Annotated in this window: 14 protein-coding genes and 2 pseudogenes; 9 read left to right on the forward strand and 7 right to left on the reverse strand. The window is 36.4% G+C overall.

The genetic code is table 11. The annotated features are described in order from the left end of the window. Window positions 1-285 precede the first annotated feature (285 nt). Window positions 286-1,554 carry a hypothetical protein gene (locus F6K23_RS23355; protein WP_293160251.1) on the reverse strand — a complete coding sequence of 423 codons (1,269 nt, stop codon included), beginning with the start codon at window positions 1,552-1,554 and terminating at the stop codon, window positions 286-288. A 42-nt stretch (window positions 1,555-1,596) separates the two neighbouring features. On the opposite strand from F6K23_RS23355, the gene F6K23_RS23360 reads away from it, so the two are divergent. After that, window positions 1,597-2,493, forward strand: coding sequence for a tRNA (5-methylaminomethyl-2-thiouridine)(34)-methyltransferase MnmD (locus F6K23_RS23360; protein WP_293160355.1), 897 nt, complete (start codon window positions 1,597-1,599; stop codon window positions 2,491-2,493). A 170-nt stretch (window positions 2,494-2,663) separates the two neighbouring features. On the opposite strand, the gene F6K23_RS23365 is transcribed toward F6K23_RS23360, so the two are convergent. Together F6K23_RS23365 and F6K23_RS23370 are read right to left on the reverse strand one after the other, a co-directional pair. After that, window positions 2,664-2,855: a hypothetical protein gene (locus tag F6K23_RS23365; RefSeq protein ID WP_293160253.1), complete on the reverse strand. Its 192-nt coding sequence runs from the start codon at window positions 2,853-2,855 to the stop codon at window positions 2,664-2,666. After that, on the reverse strand, window positions 2,855-4,177 hold the full coding sequence (locus F6K23_RS23370; protein WP_293160255.1) for an RNA-guided endonuclease TnpB family protein: 1,323 nt from the start codon (window positions 4,175-4,177) through the stop codon (window positions 2,855-2,857). The genes F6K23_RS23365 and F6K23_RS23370 overlap by 1 nt, the downstream gene beginning before the upstream one ends. A gap of 197 nt (window positions 4,178-4,374) precedes the next feature. On the opposite strand from F6K23_RS23370, the gene glmU reads away from it, so the two are divergent. From glmU to F6K23_RS23385, 3 genes are all read left to right on the forward strand, one after another. Continuing rightward, a complete protein-coding gene (glmU, locus tag F6K23_RS23375; RefSeq protein ID WP_293160257.1) occupies window positions 4,375-5,802 on the forward strand; it encodes a bifunctional UDP-N-acetylglucosamine diphosphorylase/glucosamine-1-phosphate N-acetyltransferase GlmU in 1,428 nt (475 codons plus the stop codon). A 455-nt stretch (window positions 5,803-6,257) separates the two neighbouring features. Further along, complete coding sequence (locus tag F6K23_RS23380) at window positions 6,258-7,280, forward strand: NAD(P)-dependent alcohol dehydrogenase (protein WP_293160259.1); 1,023 nt, start codon at window positions 6,258-6,260, stop codon at window positions 7,278-7,280. Between the two features lie 171 nt (window positions 7,281-7,451). After that, window positions 7,452-7,691 (forward strand): hypothetical protein, encoded by a 240-nt coding sequence (locus F6K23_RS23385; protein WP_293160261.1) that lies wholly within the window; start codon window positions 7,452-7,454, stop codon window positions 7,689-7,691. Window position 7,692: 1 nt separating this feature from the next. Here F6K23_RS23385 and F6K23_RS23390 read toward each other — a convergent pair. After that, window positions 7,693-8,171: pseudogene (locus tag F6K23_RS23390) on the reverse strand (IS1 family transposase); the annotation flags it as partial. A gap of 206 nt (window positions 8,172-8,377) precedes the next feature. Between F6K23_RS23390 and F6K23_RS23395 the strand changes: the two are divergent. Then, window positions 8,378-9,094, forward strand: coding sequence for a PEP-CTERM sorting domain-containing protein (locus F6K23_RS23395; RefSeq protein ID WP_293160263.1), 717 nt, complete (start codon window positions 8,378-8,380; stop codon window positions 9,092-9,094). A 94-nt stretch (window positions 9,095-9,188) separates the two neighbouring features. On the opposite strand, the gene F6K23_RS23400 is transcribed toward F6K23_RS23395, so the two are convergent. Further along, entirely contained in the window at window positions 9,189-9,332 is a 144-nt protein-coding gene (locus tag F6K23_RS23400) for a hypothetical protein (protein ID WP_293160265.1), read from the reverse strand. A gap of 426 nt (window positions 9,333-9,758) precedes the next feature. Between F6K23_RS23400 and F6K23_RS23405 the strand changes: the two genes are divergently transcribed. Continuing rightward, window positions 9,759-10,742 carry a zinc-binding dehydrogenase gene (locus tag F6K23_RS23405; protein ID WP_293160267.1) on the forward strand — a complete coding sequence of 328 codons (984 nt, stop codon included), beginning with the start codon at window positions 9,759-9,761 and terminating at the stop codon, window positions 10,740-10,742. Between the two features lie 156 nt (window positions 10,743-10,898). Here the strand turns inward: F6K23_RS23405 and F6K23_RS23410 are convergent, their stop codons facing one another. Next, window positions 10,899-11,531 carry a GUN4 domain-containing protein gene (locus F6K23_RS23410; protein WP_293160269.1) on the reverse strand — a complete coding sequence of 211 codons (633 nt, stop codon included), beginning with the start codon at window positions 11,529-11,531 and terminating at the stop codon, window positions 10,899-10,901. A gap of 562 nt (window positions 11,532-12,093) precedes the next feature. Then, the gene (locus F6K23_RS23415; RefSeq protein ID WP_293160271.1) at window positions 12,094-13,098 is read right to left on the reverse strand and encodes a gamma-glutamylcyclotransferase family protein; all 1,005 of its coding nucleotides are present in this window, start codon (window positions 13,096-13,098) and stop codon (window positions 12,094-12,096) included. A gap of 171 nt (window positions 13,099-13,269) precedes the next feature. On the opposite strand from F6K23_RS23415, the pseudogene F6K23_RS23420 reads away from it, so the two are divergent. From F6K23_RS23420 to F6K23_RS23430, 3 genes and pseudogenes are all read left to right on the forward strand, one after another. Continuing rightward, window positions 13,270-13,455, forward strand: a pseudogene (locus F6K23_RS23420) (Uma2 family endonuclease); the annotation flags it as partial. A 134-nt stretch (window positions 13,456-13,589) separates the two neighbouring features. Next, complete coding sequence (locus tag F6K23_RS23425; RefSeq protein ID WP_293160273.1) at window positions 13,590-13,949, forward strand: DUF433 domain-containing protein; 360 nt, start codon at window positions 13,590-13,592, stop codon at window positions 13,947-13,949. 883 nt (window positions 13,950-14,832) lie between these two features. Further along, entirely contained in the window at window positions 14,833-15,426 is a 594-nt protein-coding gene (locus F6K23_RS23430; protein WP_293160275.1) for a hypothetical protein, read from the forward strand. Window positions 15,427-15,774: the final 348 nt, after the last annotated feature.

The following is a 15,774-nucleotide window of genomic DNA, read 5'->3' on the forward strand; positions in this document are numbered from 1 at the left end:
TGGGGAGTGTGGGGAGTGTGGGGAGTGTGGGGAGTGTGGGGAGTGTGGGGAGTGTGGGGAGTGTGGGGAGTGTGGGGAGTGTGGGGAGTGTGGGAAGCACAGGATCTCAAAAAAATATAGGGTTGTAAATATTCTCTGACAACAAAGAATTAGCCCTGCCTTCTGGAAGGGGCTATAGTTGGGTTAACTCCCCTACTCCTCTGCTCAATAAAATGTAGAAAAGTTTTTGAGAAATGGTATTAGAGTTCCCATCCACTTTTTCCTTCTTCCTTCTTCCTTATTCAACTACTTTTTCATTTTCGCTACTCTAATTGCATAGTCAGCATAGCCTTGATATTCTATGATTTTTTTTCTAGCTTGTTTATATTTTGGATGAAATGCTGGCACTATTTTCATAAATTCTGTTGCGTCTTGCCACTGACTTGCTACTGCTTCCCATTCTATTTTAGTCTGGGCAGACTGAGCCATTTCTGCTGCACTTATAGCTCGATTAACTGCGAGTTTAAATGGGTCTGGGGGTGGTAATACAAGAGTTATTTTTGGGGTTGGTAAAGGTTTTTCTGTTGGGGAATATATAGGTGTAGGTTTAGTTTTTACTTCTTCAATTTCTAGGTTTTCGGAGTTAACTTTTTTTGCTATTGGTGAGGGGATTTCCGGAACTATAACTACAGATTTTTCAGACATTAATTGCCATTGAGAAAATCCATATACGCCTAATGCAAGTAAAGGAATAATCAGTAATACCAAAATGTTTTTTTTGATTGTTTTCTGAATTTTTTGTAAGTAATTATTTTTTTTTATTTGATGAATTTGCTTGGCTTTGTTTGCTTTATTTTTCGCTAATACTGATTTAGGTTTATTTGTTGTTGTTACTCCATAATAAATGCTAGCTTTTGCTAATTCATGTTCATTCTCTGTTTTATGTAAATTAATCTGAGTTTGTTTGGAAAATTTTTTATTTTTTATAATCGGGCTAGGACTATATATTTTGTTCAATACAAAATTTTTTTTAGATAAAAATTCAAATTGATATAATTTAGCTGCTACAATTAACCAAACACTAATAAAAACAAATAAAAGTAACCGTTCAATAAATGTTTCAGGATCTAAAAATTGACTTTTTTCTAAAATTGCAATTTGATAGTTTAGGTTAAACCAAGGCAAAATCAATGTATATATTAAAGTTGCTGCTAGAGTACTAATAACAATTATCAACCAACTATATAAAGCTTTCCACCAACTTGTAATTGGCGGGAATAAGAAAAAATTATACCGATAACTTCGATCTAAAATTTGCCGAAAAGCATGAAAAATCAAAATAAAGTAATGATGCAAAAAAGCAAAAACAGGAATCAAACAAAACAGAAAAATAATACTCAAACAAATGAATAACTCTAAACTTCCCTGTAGTTGTTGCCAAAAATATATTCCTAGTTTTAAATCCTTAATTACGGCAACTAAAATAGTTATAAAATAAACCATAATTAAAGCCTTTAACCAAGAACTAGGACAAGGAAACCAAAGAGGTAAGTATAATTTTTTCTGTTTATTCATTAGATAACTATTTCAGAGGAAAAATTGACAAATCACAAATTCATGCCACAACCAACAGCAGATGGCTCTTTTACTTTTTTTTCACCCGAATTTGGTGAAACTTTTCACTCTCATTTTGGCGCTCAACAAGAAGCAGAATTTAAGTTTGTTTACCCAGTTCAACTATTATCTAGAATACATCAACCCGTGGTGTGCCTACTTGACGTTTGTTATGGACTAGGATATAACACTGCCTCTGCTTTAGCAGCCATCTGGAAAATTAATCCTGGTTGTAAAATTCAATTGGTAGGCCTAGAATTAGACCCAGAAGTGCCAAAAGCAGCGATCGCTACAAATCTTCTAGATAATTGGCCCGACCCTGTGCCAGAATTATTAGCTACTCTCGCTAATACCCATCAATTACAAACAAAAAAAATTCAAGCCAAACTGTCCATCGGGGACGCTAGAATCACTATTCAAGAACTAAATAACTCCGGTTTCCAAGCTGATGCTATATTTCTCGACCCCTTTTCTCCACCCAGTTGTCCTCAACTGTGGACAGTAGAATTTTTGCGCTTAGTAACTAGCTTTCTCAAACCTGATGGTCATCTAGCAACATATTCCTGCTCTGCAGCAGTTAGAACAGCATTACTAGAAGCTCATTTGAAAATTGGTTCTACTGCACCAGTAGGTAGGCGATCGCCAGGAACAGTGGCCAGTTTTACTGAAGAATATTTACCCCCACTTTCCCAAAAAGAAAAAGAACATTTACTAACTCGCGCTAGTATTCCCTACCGAGACCCCCACTTATCAGACTCGGCAGAAATTATTATGCATCGTCGCCAGTTAGAACAACAAAAATCTTCCCTAGAACCTACATCTCATTGGAAAAAACGTTGGTTGTTGAAGAAGGAGTCAGGAGTCAGGAGTCAGGAGTCAGGAGTCAGGAGTCAGATTTGATCAAACTATAGCAGTGCTTGAGGGGTATATTTACAAATTCCAGAGACTACCCAGTATTTCAAAGTCAAAAGTCAAAAGTAAGATTTGATGAAACTATAGCAGTGCTTGAGGGGTATATTGACAAATTGCAGAGACTACCCAGTATTCCAAAGTCTTATATTATTAGCTTTTTATATCAAATTCGCTAAAAAATGTTCCATCTGAGCGCCATTGCCAAATCTTTCTCCATCCCCCCATCTCCCCATCCCCCCATCTCCCACTTTTTCTAAACAACCACCTCGAGGACTGCCATATATGAGAGTATGGGTATTTTGACATCCTCCCGACGTTGCTCTACGAGACAACGCGGGATTCCCATCCATTAATCAAACAGACCAAGCTGAACGAATGACTCAGGGCGGGTTGACACATCACTGAAATCTGCTTCCTTTTTACAGGAAGTCTGACGTTTTCTCCGTGTCCGTTTTTGTTCAGTCTCCGGTTGACCCTCGGCGACTACATTGAAAAGTGATAGTTGTACAGGATTATCTAATACTTTAGTTTCAATAGTTTTAACCTTGGTTGTCGGTTGAACTACTTCTAAAATATTGATTGCTGCATTAATATCTCTATCGTGAAATGTACCGCAATTTAAGCACGTCCACTCTCTTACATTTAATTCCTTTTTACCACCTTTAAATCCACAACAACTGCATTTCTGACTTGTAGGTTCCCAACGGTTAATGACTCTAAACTCTTTACCATACTTTTCACATTTTGCCTCAGTTAAAGTTCTAAATTGTCGCCAACCTAAATCACTAATTGCTTTAGCAAGTTTACGATTACGAGTTAGACCAGAAACATTTCCTTCGGAATGCTTCGCAAACAAATCTTCTAGTACAATAGTGTCGTATTTACGAACTAAATCAGTTGATAATTTATGAAGGAAATCTGTACGGATATCTTTAATTTTGCCATGGAGTTTAGCTATTCTTAATCTACGTTTTTCACGACGTTTACTGCCTGGTTCAGTTTTGACAAACTTTCTTTGAAATGTAGCTAATTTTTTGAGGTTTCGTTTGAGTGGTTTAGGAGCTAATATTTTCTCACCATTACTCAATGTTGCAAATGTGCTGATACCTAAATCTATACCTATTGAGTTATCAGTTTTAGGCAGAAATTCCGGATTAGTTTCTACTACAAAACTAGCAAAATATCTATTAGCTGAATCTCTAATAATAGTTACAGATGTAGGCTGATTAGCTAATGGTCTCGACCAGACTATTTTAATCTTACCTACTTTGGGTAGATAGATGTTATCTTGGTTAATCTGATAATTAGCTCCTACAAATCTTGCTGTTTGTCTTGACTTTCTACTTTGAAATTTAGGAGGTTTAACCTTAATTCCTTTTCTTTTACCAGTACAACTATTAAAAAAGTTTTTATATGCTCGTTCTAAGTCTTTTAATGATTGTTGTAATGGAGTAGAGGCTACCTCTTTTAACCAAAGCAAATCTTTTTTAGCTTGTGTTATAAATTGTTTAGTTAAATCAGTATATGAAGGCTTTTTAATACTATTAGAATATAATTGATTACAGTATGCTAATGACTGATTCCAAACGTATCTACAACAACCAAATAGTTGATTAAACTTTGTGATTTGGACATGATTAGGGTAGATGCGATATTTATATCTGGCTTTCAATTTTTTCGACCTTTTTCTAACACTAAAGCTTGACAGTGTAGTTTTTTTTATACTATGATTATAGCTCAAAAATATTAAATTTGTTAGCATTCATCCCGACACCAAATCAAAGATTATGGTGCGGGTCTTCTGCTAACATTATGATAAATTCAGTAATATAACGTTTCTTATTCATTAAGAACATAATCCCAAAAATCATGGTAGCGGTAGCAATTTTAGCGGCTGGACGTGGCACCAGAATGAAGTCTGACCTACCCAAGGTATTACACCAGTTAGGTTCTTGTACCTTGGTTGAACGGGTCTTGAAAAGTTGTGTTTCTATTCAACCATCGAGAATAATTATTATAGTTGGTTATCGTGGAGACCTTGTACAAGAGTCTCTTCTTAATACTGAAAATCAAGACGATAACTTACCCACCCCAGAATTTGTAGAGCAAAGGGAACAATTAGGGACTGGTCATGCCGTTCAACAATTGTTACCCAGTCTTGCAGGATTTTCTGAAGACCTTCTAGTTTTAAATGGAGATGTACCATTATTACGACCAGAAACTCTGAAGAATTTAATTGATATTCACAAAGAAAATCAAAATGCAGCAACCATCTTGACTGCGAATCTGCCTAATCCCAAAGGTTACGGTAGAATATTTTGTGATACAAATAATATCGTTACACAAATAGTAGAAGACCGAGACTGTACGGCAGCTCAGAAACAAAACCACCGAGTCAATGCTGGAGTCTACTGTTTTAACTGGCCAGCTTTAGCAGAGATTTTACCAAGACTCACCACAAATAATGACCAAAAAGAGTACTACATCACAGATACAGTTAATTTTCTCAGCCCTGTTATGGCAGTTGATGTGAATGACTATCAAGAAATTGTGGGTATTAACGACCGTAAACACTTGGCTACAGCTTATGACATTTTGCAAACGCGGGTTAAAGATGATTGGATGAGTGCCGGAGTAACTTTGATAGACCCCGATAGTATCACTATTGATGATACTGTTTTGTTACAACGGGATGTGATTATTGAACCACAAACTCATATTCGGGGTCGAAGTATCATCGGTGCTGGTAGTCGCATTGGGCCAGGAACTTTGATTGAAAATAGTCAGATTGGTAAAAATGTATCGATTTTGTATTCGGTGATTGCTGATAGTGCAGTGGCCGATCGTACTCGTATTGGCCCTTATGCACATCTACGAGGAGATTCTCAAGTGGGTTCTCACTGTCGAATTGGTAATTTTGTAGAATTGAAAAAAGCTCAGGTGGGCGATCGCACTAATGCAGCTCATTTATCTTATTTAGGGGATGCGACTTTGGGAGAAAAGGTAAATGTTGGTGCAGGTACAATTATTGCTAACTATGATGGGGTGAAGAAACATCAGACCGAAATAGGCGATCGCTCTAAGACTGGTGCAAATAGTGTATTGGTTGCTCCTGTTACTTTGGGGGAAGATGTGACGGTGGCGGCAGGTTCGGTAGTAACAAAGAATGTGGAAGATGATAGTTTGGTTATTGCCCGCTCTCGACAACTTACGAGAAAAGGTTGGCGGTTAAAGCAGTCTGATGAGAAGAAGGAAGAAGGAAGAGGGAAGAAGGAAGAAGGAAGAGGGAAGAAGTAAAAATAGGGAATAAGGAAGAAGGAAGAGGGAAGAAGGAAGAGGGAAGAAGGAAGAAGGAAGAAGGAAGAAGGAAGAGGGAAGAAGGAAGGAGCGAAGGAAAAAAAAATTTTGCGTTGTCTGAATTTTAAGTTTTTGATCCGACATTCCGCACTTCAATTTGCAACATTAAAAGTAGTATATAAATCCGTGGTTTGGTAGGTATTTATACTATGCAAATCATCTCAATTACTTTTTTCGTCGATCAAATTCCGAGTAAAAAATTTACGCATAAATACTTGCTTGATTGTTTACTCAATCACGGTAGCTATGATTTTCTTCTAAAATTATGTCTCCTGTCTCCTGTCTCCTGACTCCTTTTTCTATACTACATTTTGTGATGCGGAATGTGGGTTTGATATGTCCGTACCCTTCCTTCGACTGTTATTTTTTCAAGGTTTCTTTAAGGAGGGAATTTTGTGAGAGCTTTTGAAATTCAGGAATTTGGTAATTTAGTTTTAACAGAAAAACCACAACCACAACCAAAATTTGGAGAAGTTTTGGTCAGAGTAAAAGCAGTCTCGGTGAACTATCGGGATATTTTAATGGTTAAAGGTCTTTACCACCCCCATCTAAATTTGCCTGCTATTCCCTGTTCGGATGGAGTGGGAGAAGTTGTGTCGGTAGGAGAAGGTGTCACTAAATTTAAACCTGGAGATAGAGTTGCGGGTATTTTTATGCAGAAATGGCGATCGGGTAATTTAACTAAGGAGGTATTTAAGTCAGCTTTGGGTGGTGAAGTTGACGGAATGTTGGCAGAATATGTGGTGTTGTCTGAAGATGGTTTAGTAAGTATTCCGTCTCACTTATCTGATGTAGAAGCAGCAACTTTACCTTGCGCTGCAGTAACTGCTTGGCACGCTTTAATGGAAGCAGGTTTAAAACCAGGGGAAACAGTTTTAGTTATGGGAACAGGTGGAGTTTCTTTGTTTGCTTTACAGTTTGCAGTTATGGCAGGAGCTAGAGTCATTGCAACTTCCAGTAGTGATGAAAAGTTGGAGAGGGTGAAGCAGTTAGGTGCATCTGATGTGATTAATTATAAGTCTGTACCGAAGTGGGAAAAACAGGTTTTGACCTTAACTGAGGGAGTGGGAGTTGATTATATTGTGGAAGTCGGTGGAGCAAATACTTTGAGTAAGTCTTTAAAAGCAGTCAAAATGGGTGGGCAAATTAGTTTGATAGGTGTATTAGCAGGAGCGCAAGCAGAATTTAATCCTTTACCTGCAGTGATGAAAGGAGTCCGGATACAAGGAATTTTTGTCGGTTCGCGCCAAATGTTTGAGGCGATGAATAAGGCTATAAATGTTAATAAATTACATCCTGTATGCGATCGCGTCTTTCCGTTTGAGTCAGCTCCAGAAGCACTAAGTTATATGGAAACAGGTTCCCATTTTGGTAAAATTACAATAGACTTCTTGCAAAAGTCAGGGAATAGGGAATAGGGAATAGGGAATAGGAAATAGGGAGATGAAATTATTTATTTCATATCTTGAATTGATTAGATTAACATTTTTGCCAGAATTATAATTCAACTTTAGGAGATAAAAATGTATCCGCTCAATAAATTGGGGTAAAAAGAGAAAAAGTAGAGCTAGTGTTGTAGAATATGACTTATGATGCAAAAACTATCATCAGAAAAATTAGTGGCCACATTACTGCGATCAATTGACCCAGGTTTGATTGCAGATGTGGGAGTGCGTCAAACAGTAGAACTATTACTGAATCTGGTAGAGCAACTCAACTCAAAAGTTACACAACTAGAAGAAGAAAACCAACAGCTACGGGACGAAAACAACCTTCTCAAAGGTGAACTTGGCAAACCAGACATCAAAGCTAGTAAAAAGAAAGGATGAACTCGTCAGTATGCTTGCCAACTCTAGTAGCCAAAATTAATCCACTCGATGATGCTTGAGTCATGCCAATCCAATAATCCCCTTGTGTTAATTCATTTGCCTGAGAGTGTTTTTGTTTTTTTGGACGAATGACCAAAACTCATCACTGCTGATTTGTGAGGTTTCAATATCTTGGACATGAGCATTATGAATCATCTGTCCTTTTTGAGAGGCAGCTCTCACTAAACTGACTACTGTATTATAGGCAAGATTCACTGTGCGACTAATTCCTCTTAAACTACTACCCTCAACATGAGCCTGTAGAACCATGCGCATTTTCTCTGGTTCAACTTTTCGCCGATAGTAGAGAGTGTCAAAAGTATCGGTGAAAGTTTGTAGGCATTCAGGACAATAATATCGTTGACTTCCTTTGCTAGTCTTTCCATGTTTATGAGTTTTCTGATGGCCACACAGAGGACATTCCATGATGATTGAGAGTATTTAGGGACAATACTCATCTTATCATTCCCACACTTTCTTGATGCACTACCATTTCATTTTCTAAACTGAACACTTTGAATAGAAAAATGAACAGAAAGTGAACAATTTAATAAAAAAGTGAACAGAAAAATGAACAATCACTTTGGAATTATTGTGAGATTATTAGTTTGAACTTATAGTTTTTAAATTTTCACCCAGAAAAGCTCATGAATAAAATACACTTTTTCCAAAAACTGGCGATTACTAGCTTGATTACCACTGGCATCACAGCAGCTATTGGAATAACTAATTCAGTAGCATTAGCTGGAGCGAGACTAAGTTCATTTCCTAGTGAACCCATGCCCAATGATCTTGATATTCCAGAATCAGGTATGTTTACCGGTTCACAAACATTTACTATTATGAGTTTCTGGGATAATGATTGGGATACACCAGTGGATGTTACCCTTAACTTCAATTTAGTACAAACTACTGGCGTTAATGATATTTTTCCATTTGTTAACAATTTTACACTAGGAGCGAATGTTAATAATCAGAAAGTATCTTTATTTGCCACACTTTCAGCAGATCAATTAAATGATGCAATTCCTTTATTAGGTGGTCCATTAGAGTTTGAACTTGACAGTCCTACATTTTCATTTGTGAAAACTCCTGATCCATGCAGTTGTACTCCTCCCGAACCAGAACCACAAGGAAGTCTTCCCAAAAATCCCATTCTTACTGCGCTGATGAAACCTATTTCTGCGTCAGCATCTACAATTTTATCTATGTTTGAACAACCTGCTCATGCTCAGGTAACTGATGTATGTCCTCCATGTCCTATACCTGAACCATCCTCAATCCTAAGCTTATTTGCCCTTGGAAGTATCGGCGCTAGTTCAACTCTTCTTCACAAGAAAAAGAAACAAAAGTTAAAAAGCTAAACTGTAAGGAAGCAAAAAAAATTGAGCGCATTATGGCTTTGTTGCACAAAAGACGAAAATAGGTATCCACTCAATATGATGGGGTAGGCAATTATTATAGTTGCCAAGACCAACCAAGGCAGTTAACAGAAGAGCGATCGTAAATAATAGTTGCCAGAGGGGGAATATTCCTAGTCTTAGCAATGCGATCGCGTACATATTCAAAAAAGCGAGGGTCCCAGTTTACGAGTAGTAGCAACTAGAGACATAAAAGTATCCCAAGATGCAGTCCCCTGATTTGTCTGAGTTCCATAGCTAATATTGCGTCGTTGAACCATAGTCCTAGCAGCTAACTCCGCTGGATTATTATGCAATGGTAATTCCGGATGCTCTAACACCAAGAGCAACTCGGAAATTTTGGCCGCAGTTAATTGTTTTCGTTAATCCAACTGCTGATAGCCACTCTGGGTCCCGAAAAGTCGAGAAAATTCAGAGCGTAATCTATGGGCAGTTGAAAGTGTGGGAGCATCTCTATAAGCAAGTAAGTCTCGATAGTAATCCCAAAAATCATCCAAGAATTGTTCTAAGAGTTTTTGATGATAGTTTTTGCATCATAAGTCATATTCTACAACACTAGCTCTACTTTTTCTCTTTTTACCCCAATTTATTGAGCGGATACATAAAAATGAAAGCATTAGTCTTAGAAAAACCAGGAATTCCTGATAGTTTACTTATGGCAGAAATGCCCTTACCACAGCCAAAAGTAGATGAAATTAGGGTAAAAGTCCATGCGGTCGGATTAAACCCTGTTGACTATAAAGTGGCTGCTTCTGGGTTTTCCAGGTGGAGTTATCCATTTATTTTGGGGTTAGATGTGGCAGGGGTTGTGGATGCTGTCGGTGCTGATGTGACTGACTGGCAAGTTGGAGATAAAGTTTATTATCATGGGAATTTGTCGAAACCTGGAGGTTATGCAGAATATACTAACGCTACCGCTATAGCAGTTGCTCCACTTCCAGAAGGTGTTTCTTTTACTGAAGCTGCTTCTATTCCTTGTGCGGGTTTGACTGCTTACCAAGCTTTGCATCGACGCTTGCACATTCAGTCAGAGCAAACTATTTTAATTCATGGTGGTGCTGGTGGGGTAGGTGGTTTTGGAGTACAGTTGGCAGTGTTAGCTGGGTTGGAGGTAATTACAACTTGTTCTCGGAGTAATTTTGATTATGTGCAACAGTTGGGAACAAAGCATTTAATTGACTATAAAAATGAGGATGTAGTTGCGAGAGTGAAAGAAATTACTAAAGGGCGGGGTGTTGATGCAATTTTAGATACGGTTAGTTCGGAAACTGCAACAAAAGGTTTTGAAATGTTGGCATTTAATGGTGGAATTGCTTGTATTGCTGGGTTGCCTGATTTTAGTAAGTTTAAACCTTTTAGTATTGCTGCTTCTATCCATGAAGTTGCTTTGGGAGGTGCTTATTTATCTGGGGATAAAATAGCAATTAAAGACTTAGGGAAGATGGCAAGAGAAATGGGGGAATTAGTCAGACAAAAAAAAGTTGATTCAATGTTGACAGAAGTAATTAGTTTGGAGGAAATACCAGAAGCATTAAATCGTTTAAAAGGTCGTCATGTTCGGGGTAAAATAGTTGCTAAAGTTGCAGAATAAAGTGTATTAGAGAAAAAAAATACCTTTATAATATCATATCCTGATAATAGCCCGATGAAAAAAAATAAAGTTCCATATTTCAAGGCTCTGAATTCAGGCAAAGGTACTGATAACTGATAACTGATAACTGATAACTGAAGTGACTCCTTCTTAAATTTAGAGATTACATTCTTGAACTTTAGAATATAATATTCGACGCAAACGTTTAGTAATCATAAATTCTGGAATATTCACAGTAGCATCTAGCTCTCTTAAAGCTATTGGCAAATGACCTTGAGGAGCATTTTCTGAAAAATTTAACTGCTCATATTGTTTCCATTTTCTCGCTTTTCTCCAACCTAATTTGTCACCAAATATTTGATAACTTTGTGGGTCATATGCTTCCAAATTATTACCAGTTTCTAAGTAAATTGATACTTGAATACTAAGACCAAATTTGTCTTCAGAATATTTCCGCCATAGTCGATCGATATTGCTAATTTCTTCACAAGAAATTTTTTCTTTTATTGCTCTTGTATTGATACCTCCTCCTCTCTTTCTTTGAGTTAAAGTTAAAATCAAATCGTATGTTTCTTCGTCTGCTTCTTGCCATTTATTATCTGCTAATAAATTTTCTAACTTAGAATAAGGAGAATTATCTGGCTCTGGTGAAGTAATAATTTGAGATTGAGAAATATCTGATTTATTGTGGGTTAATATTTCTAGATTATTAGCATTTGCTAACGATGGAAATGCTGCGAAAAAAATCCATAAAAAAATAGTTAAATTTTTGAATTTATACTTAATCATAAGTTAACCTCCAAATTATTCATCATCATATTCTATAATTTATTCAATATATAGTAATCCTATTTAATTAAAATTTTATAGCTCTACGTACTAGGGAATAGGAAATAGGGAATAGGGAATAGTAAACTGTTAAAGGGTTTTCGGTGCGAAATCTGTCAGGAAACAAACTTTAGAAATGTTCTAACCTTAATGCGTAGCGCTATATATAAAATATATTAGAATTAGAAGCAAGCTCCTAAGTATTTAGGCTAAAATTAACTTCTATCATAGAGGAGGACTAAGTTACGATAAACATTATCATAAATTTTTAAATTTGACTGACTTCTTGAAGTCAAATAATCATAACTATTCAGCTATTAATAGTAAATTTTAAGGCGTTTCAGCAATACCCAGTTTAATTTGGCTTTAACTTATCAATCGCTTTTACCGAAAAATCGTGGTCTAAAGACTGCCCTTTTAAGGGGATAAAAAAAAGAGAATTGCGTATTTTAAGCCTCCTTATTACAGAGGTACTGATAACTGATAACTGAATGCTGAATGCTGAATGCTGAATGCTGAATGCTTACAAATAATCTTTCCACAAATGAAAATTAGTTGTCCTACCAAGTAAAAATACACCTTCTCCTTCTATTCTTGATTGCCTCAATAAATCATAGGCATTTGCGATAACATAATCTAGACAATCTCGATCTGCCAACAATACATCTTGTTCAGTTTCATACAATGAAACGCCTTCATTTCGCAAACATCTTCTTGCATAAAATACTGTCATATCTCGTCCTAATATTTGTTCAATCCACGCCCTTGATCCAATCGCAAATCCTTGATTGGGATAACACATAAATACTAACCCACAAATACTGCTAATAATAGGTTTTATTAGTTCTCCATTTTCATTAAAAGCTTGGTCTAATGGTAAATTTTTAAGTTCTAAGTCTTTGGCAGTATAAATTTTTTCCTTAATCTTTTTAAACTCTTCATTTGATAATTTAGTCAAAGGTATTGTAGCAAATTTTTGATTTTTTAAATATTCGATCCACTCAGAATATAAATTACATTCTTGAGCACCATAAATTAGAGTTTTTAAATATCTTTTAGAAGGTGGCACACCATCTTTAATTGTAATACCTGGGAATTGAATTTTTTCTCTGTAAGCTATATATGTTAGAGCAGTAATAGTAGTCGTTGAAGCATAAGGCAAAACTCGTACAATTTCTTCTTGATATACTTGACCTTTACCTTCTAATCCATCAATTACTGCTTTACACTCTGGTGACATTTCATACAAACAACCATGTACAGTAGAATTTTTTTTATAAACTAAATTAGCATAACTTGGATCGACATTATTCGTCGGCACATATAAATTAAATTTCAATTCAAAGTCTTTTAATATAGCTGGTTGAGAATGTAAAATCAGTGAATTAGGTTCTGTATTGTATTTATCCTTTGTTTGAGAATTTAATGATAGTTTGAATTCTAGTAATGATTTAGATAAATTGGAGCCATAGGCAAAGTATTTAATATTAGAAGTAGACCAGGGAAGTTTTTCTGAATTTGGTTGCATATAACCTATATTAGTGAGTAATTAGTAATTTTCATTTTATCAATTTTTTCTGAGTTAAGTTAAACTACTAATGTAATATAATTAAGTAATTTTGTTTGTAGTTGGGCTTTAGCCCTAATACTTGTCTTATTGCTAGAGCAAAACTACGATAAAAGTTCACATCGCGTTACCATGTCTCAAACCATACTAAAACCCCAAAATACAATTCCTCCTCTTGAAAACGGAGACCAACTTACTCAGATAGAATTTGAACAACGTTATGAAAAAATGCCTGATGTCAAAAAAGCTGAATTAATCGAAGGAATTGTTTACATGGCATCACCTTTACGAATAACTGAACATGGAGAACCCCATAGTTCAAGCGACAAAAAAGTATTGAAGAAGTCCGCTCGGAAGATAGCGATCGCCAACCTCAAGTCGCAATTGTTATGGGAATGGCAAACCGAAACCGAGAAGCTTGGGTTTTGAATGGTTTTATTGAATAATTAACGATGAAACTCGAAGACTATTTTAATTTTTTAGCTCCCAATGATATTCGACTGAAAGGAACTAGGGTAGGAATTGAAACTATCTTTTATGATTTTATTTATAGATCGAAAACTCCTGAAGAAATTTTCCAAACTTATTCGTCTTTAACTTTGGAACAGGTTTATGCCACAATTTTATATTATTTGCACAATCAAGAATCAGTAAATCAATATATAGCTGATTGGTTAGAATGGAGCAGAAAAATGGAAGAAGAACAGCGTCAAAATCCTTCTCCTGTGGTACAGAAATTGATCAAAATTAAGGCTAAACTAGGGAATGTAAGTAGGGGTGATTCGCGAATCACCCCTACATTTTTACCGTGAAATTTGTTTTATAATAATGTCCTAAACAGTACATTTATTAGTTCAACAACTTAATAGGTTTGTTCGTAAATAAGTGTCAAGCGATCCCTACAATAATCTAACTGAATTACTGAAAATCTTCTTCAATCGGCAAAATCACTTCATTATATAATTTATAAATTTTTCTGTAATCGCTTTAGCATTATTTATTCTCCAATCTATTTATTTAATTATAAAGTTTCTGTAAATTCATTATTTTCATATCTTATGATAAATTCTGCTGTAGATAACTGATATTTAGTCTCAAATTCCTGCAATCTTTGTTTAGTTATTTCAATACCATTAGACAAAGACTGTAATTCTCTTTATAATGCTGCTTTTAATAAAATTTTTAATGATTCTGGATGCTGGCATTTAATTTTTATTTCTGGCATATTGACTTCCTGAGAATATTTTCAATTTCCTGCAATAAATCTACCAAAGTAGGAGCATTTGAGGAAATAACATTTTCTTAACTTCCATCATGTTTATGGTGAGGAAAATTTGGCAAGTTTAGCTTTTTATGATGCCTCGTATTATGACATCTTTAAAGTTATAGATTGGGCGGTGCGTTATACTTCTTTAACGCACCCTACTGGACTCCCGACTCCTCAATCCTCACTCTCCTGAATAACACAGATGCTTTACTTAATTTGCCAACTTTATATCAATCAAAAAACACAAATTAAGACATTAATAGTAAGTAATTTACGCAGTCATTAAAGAGTTGATTAAGTTTGCCTAATCCCGTTGACATATAAAATTGGGGGGGGGTAAGATTATATAAAGTGAATAAATTAAGTGTTTTTTTTATTACACAAATTACAAAACAAATACATACACAAATCCAATTGGAGCTTAACACATGAATTTCAGCAATTTCAGCAAGCAAATCCTTACAGCTCTCGCTACTGCGACGGTTTCCCTTGGAGCCACTTTTTCCCTCCTAGCTCCTTCAGGACTAGCAGCATCGTTTACCACACAATTCCTTAACAGCGAAGGCGGAGTCGAATTTGAGTTAGACTGGAGTGGTGAGTTCGGGGACGACGAAACGATTATAGGTAGCGATGGAGAGCTGACCGGGGAGTGGATCGTGAGGTATGACGGTCAGCGCTACGAATTAGGCAGCGGAACAGAATTTGCAGAATTTGGGGGGTACACCTGGGTCTATTCGGATACCGAAGGTCTTGTCGCTGGATCGCAGGTAGGTATATGGGGCATGCTCGGCGATGAGGCCAATCGAGGAGGTGGTCGGAAATGGTCGCTAGGACTTGCTGATGGCTCAAATGTAGATCTTGGCGCGCCAATTTTTGACACGCGCACGAGTAGGAACGACGTTAACGTTACGACTGGTACTGAAGAAGTTTCGACCCCCGAACCTAGCCTCACATTAGGTTTTATCGCACTTAGCGGTTTAATGCTAGGTGGAACTAGAAAGAGTAGAAAGGGTAAAAGCTAAGAAGTCTAGTTAGGAGGAGTCAGGAGTCAGGAGACAGGAGTCAGAATGAAAGGAGGAAGAAGGAGTCAGGAGACAGGAGTCAGGAGTCAGGAGTCAGAATGAAGAGGGAATCTGCTAACAGTTTTCAGGTATGAATTGTTTGGCAAAAAGCCAAGAAGTCTAGTCAGGAGACAGGAGTCAGGAGTCAGAATGAAAGGTTTTTATCACGCTCTTATCTGACATAATATTACGCAAAGAAACCGGGTTTCTCCTAGAAACCGGGTTTCTGTATTCCTGATAACTGATAAAGGATTCAGGAGAGAATAGAAGTCAGAACTCAGAAGGTTTTTGCATTTTTCAATTGTAGTA

It is taken from the genome of Okeania sp. SIO2C9 (assembly GCF_010672455.1).
Classification (GTDB): Bacteria; Cyanobacteriota; Cyanobacteriia; order Cyanobacteriales; family Microcoleaceae; genus Okeania.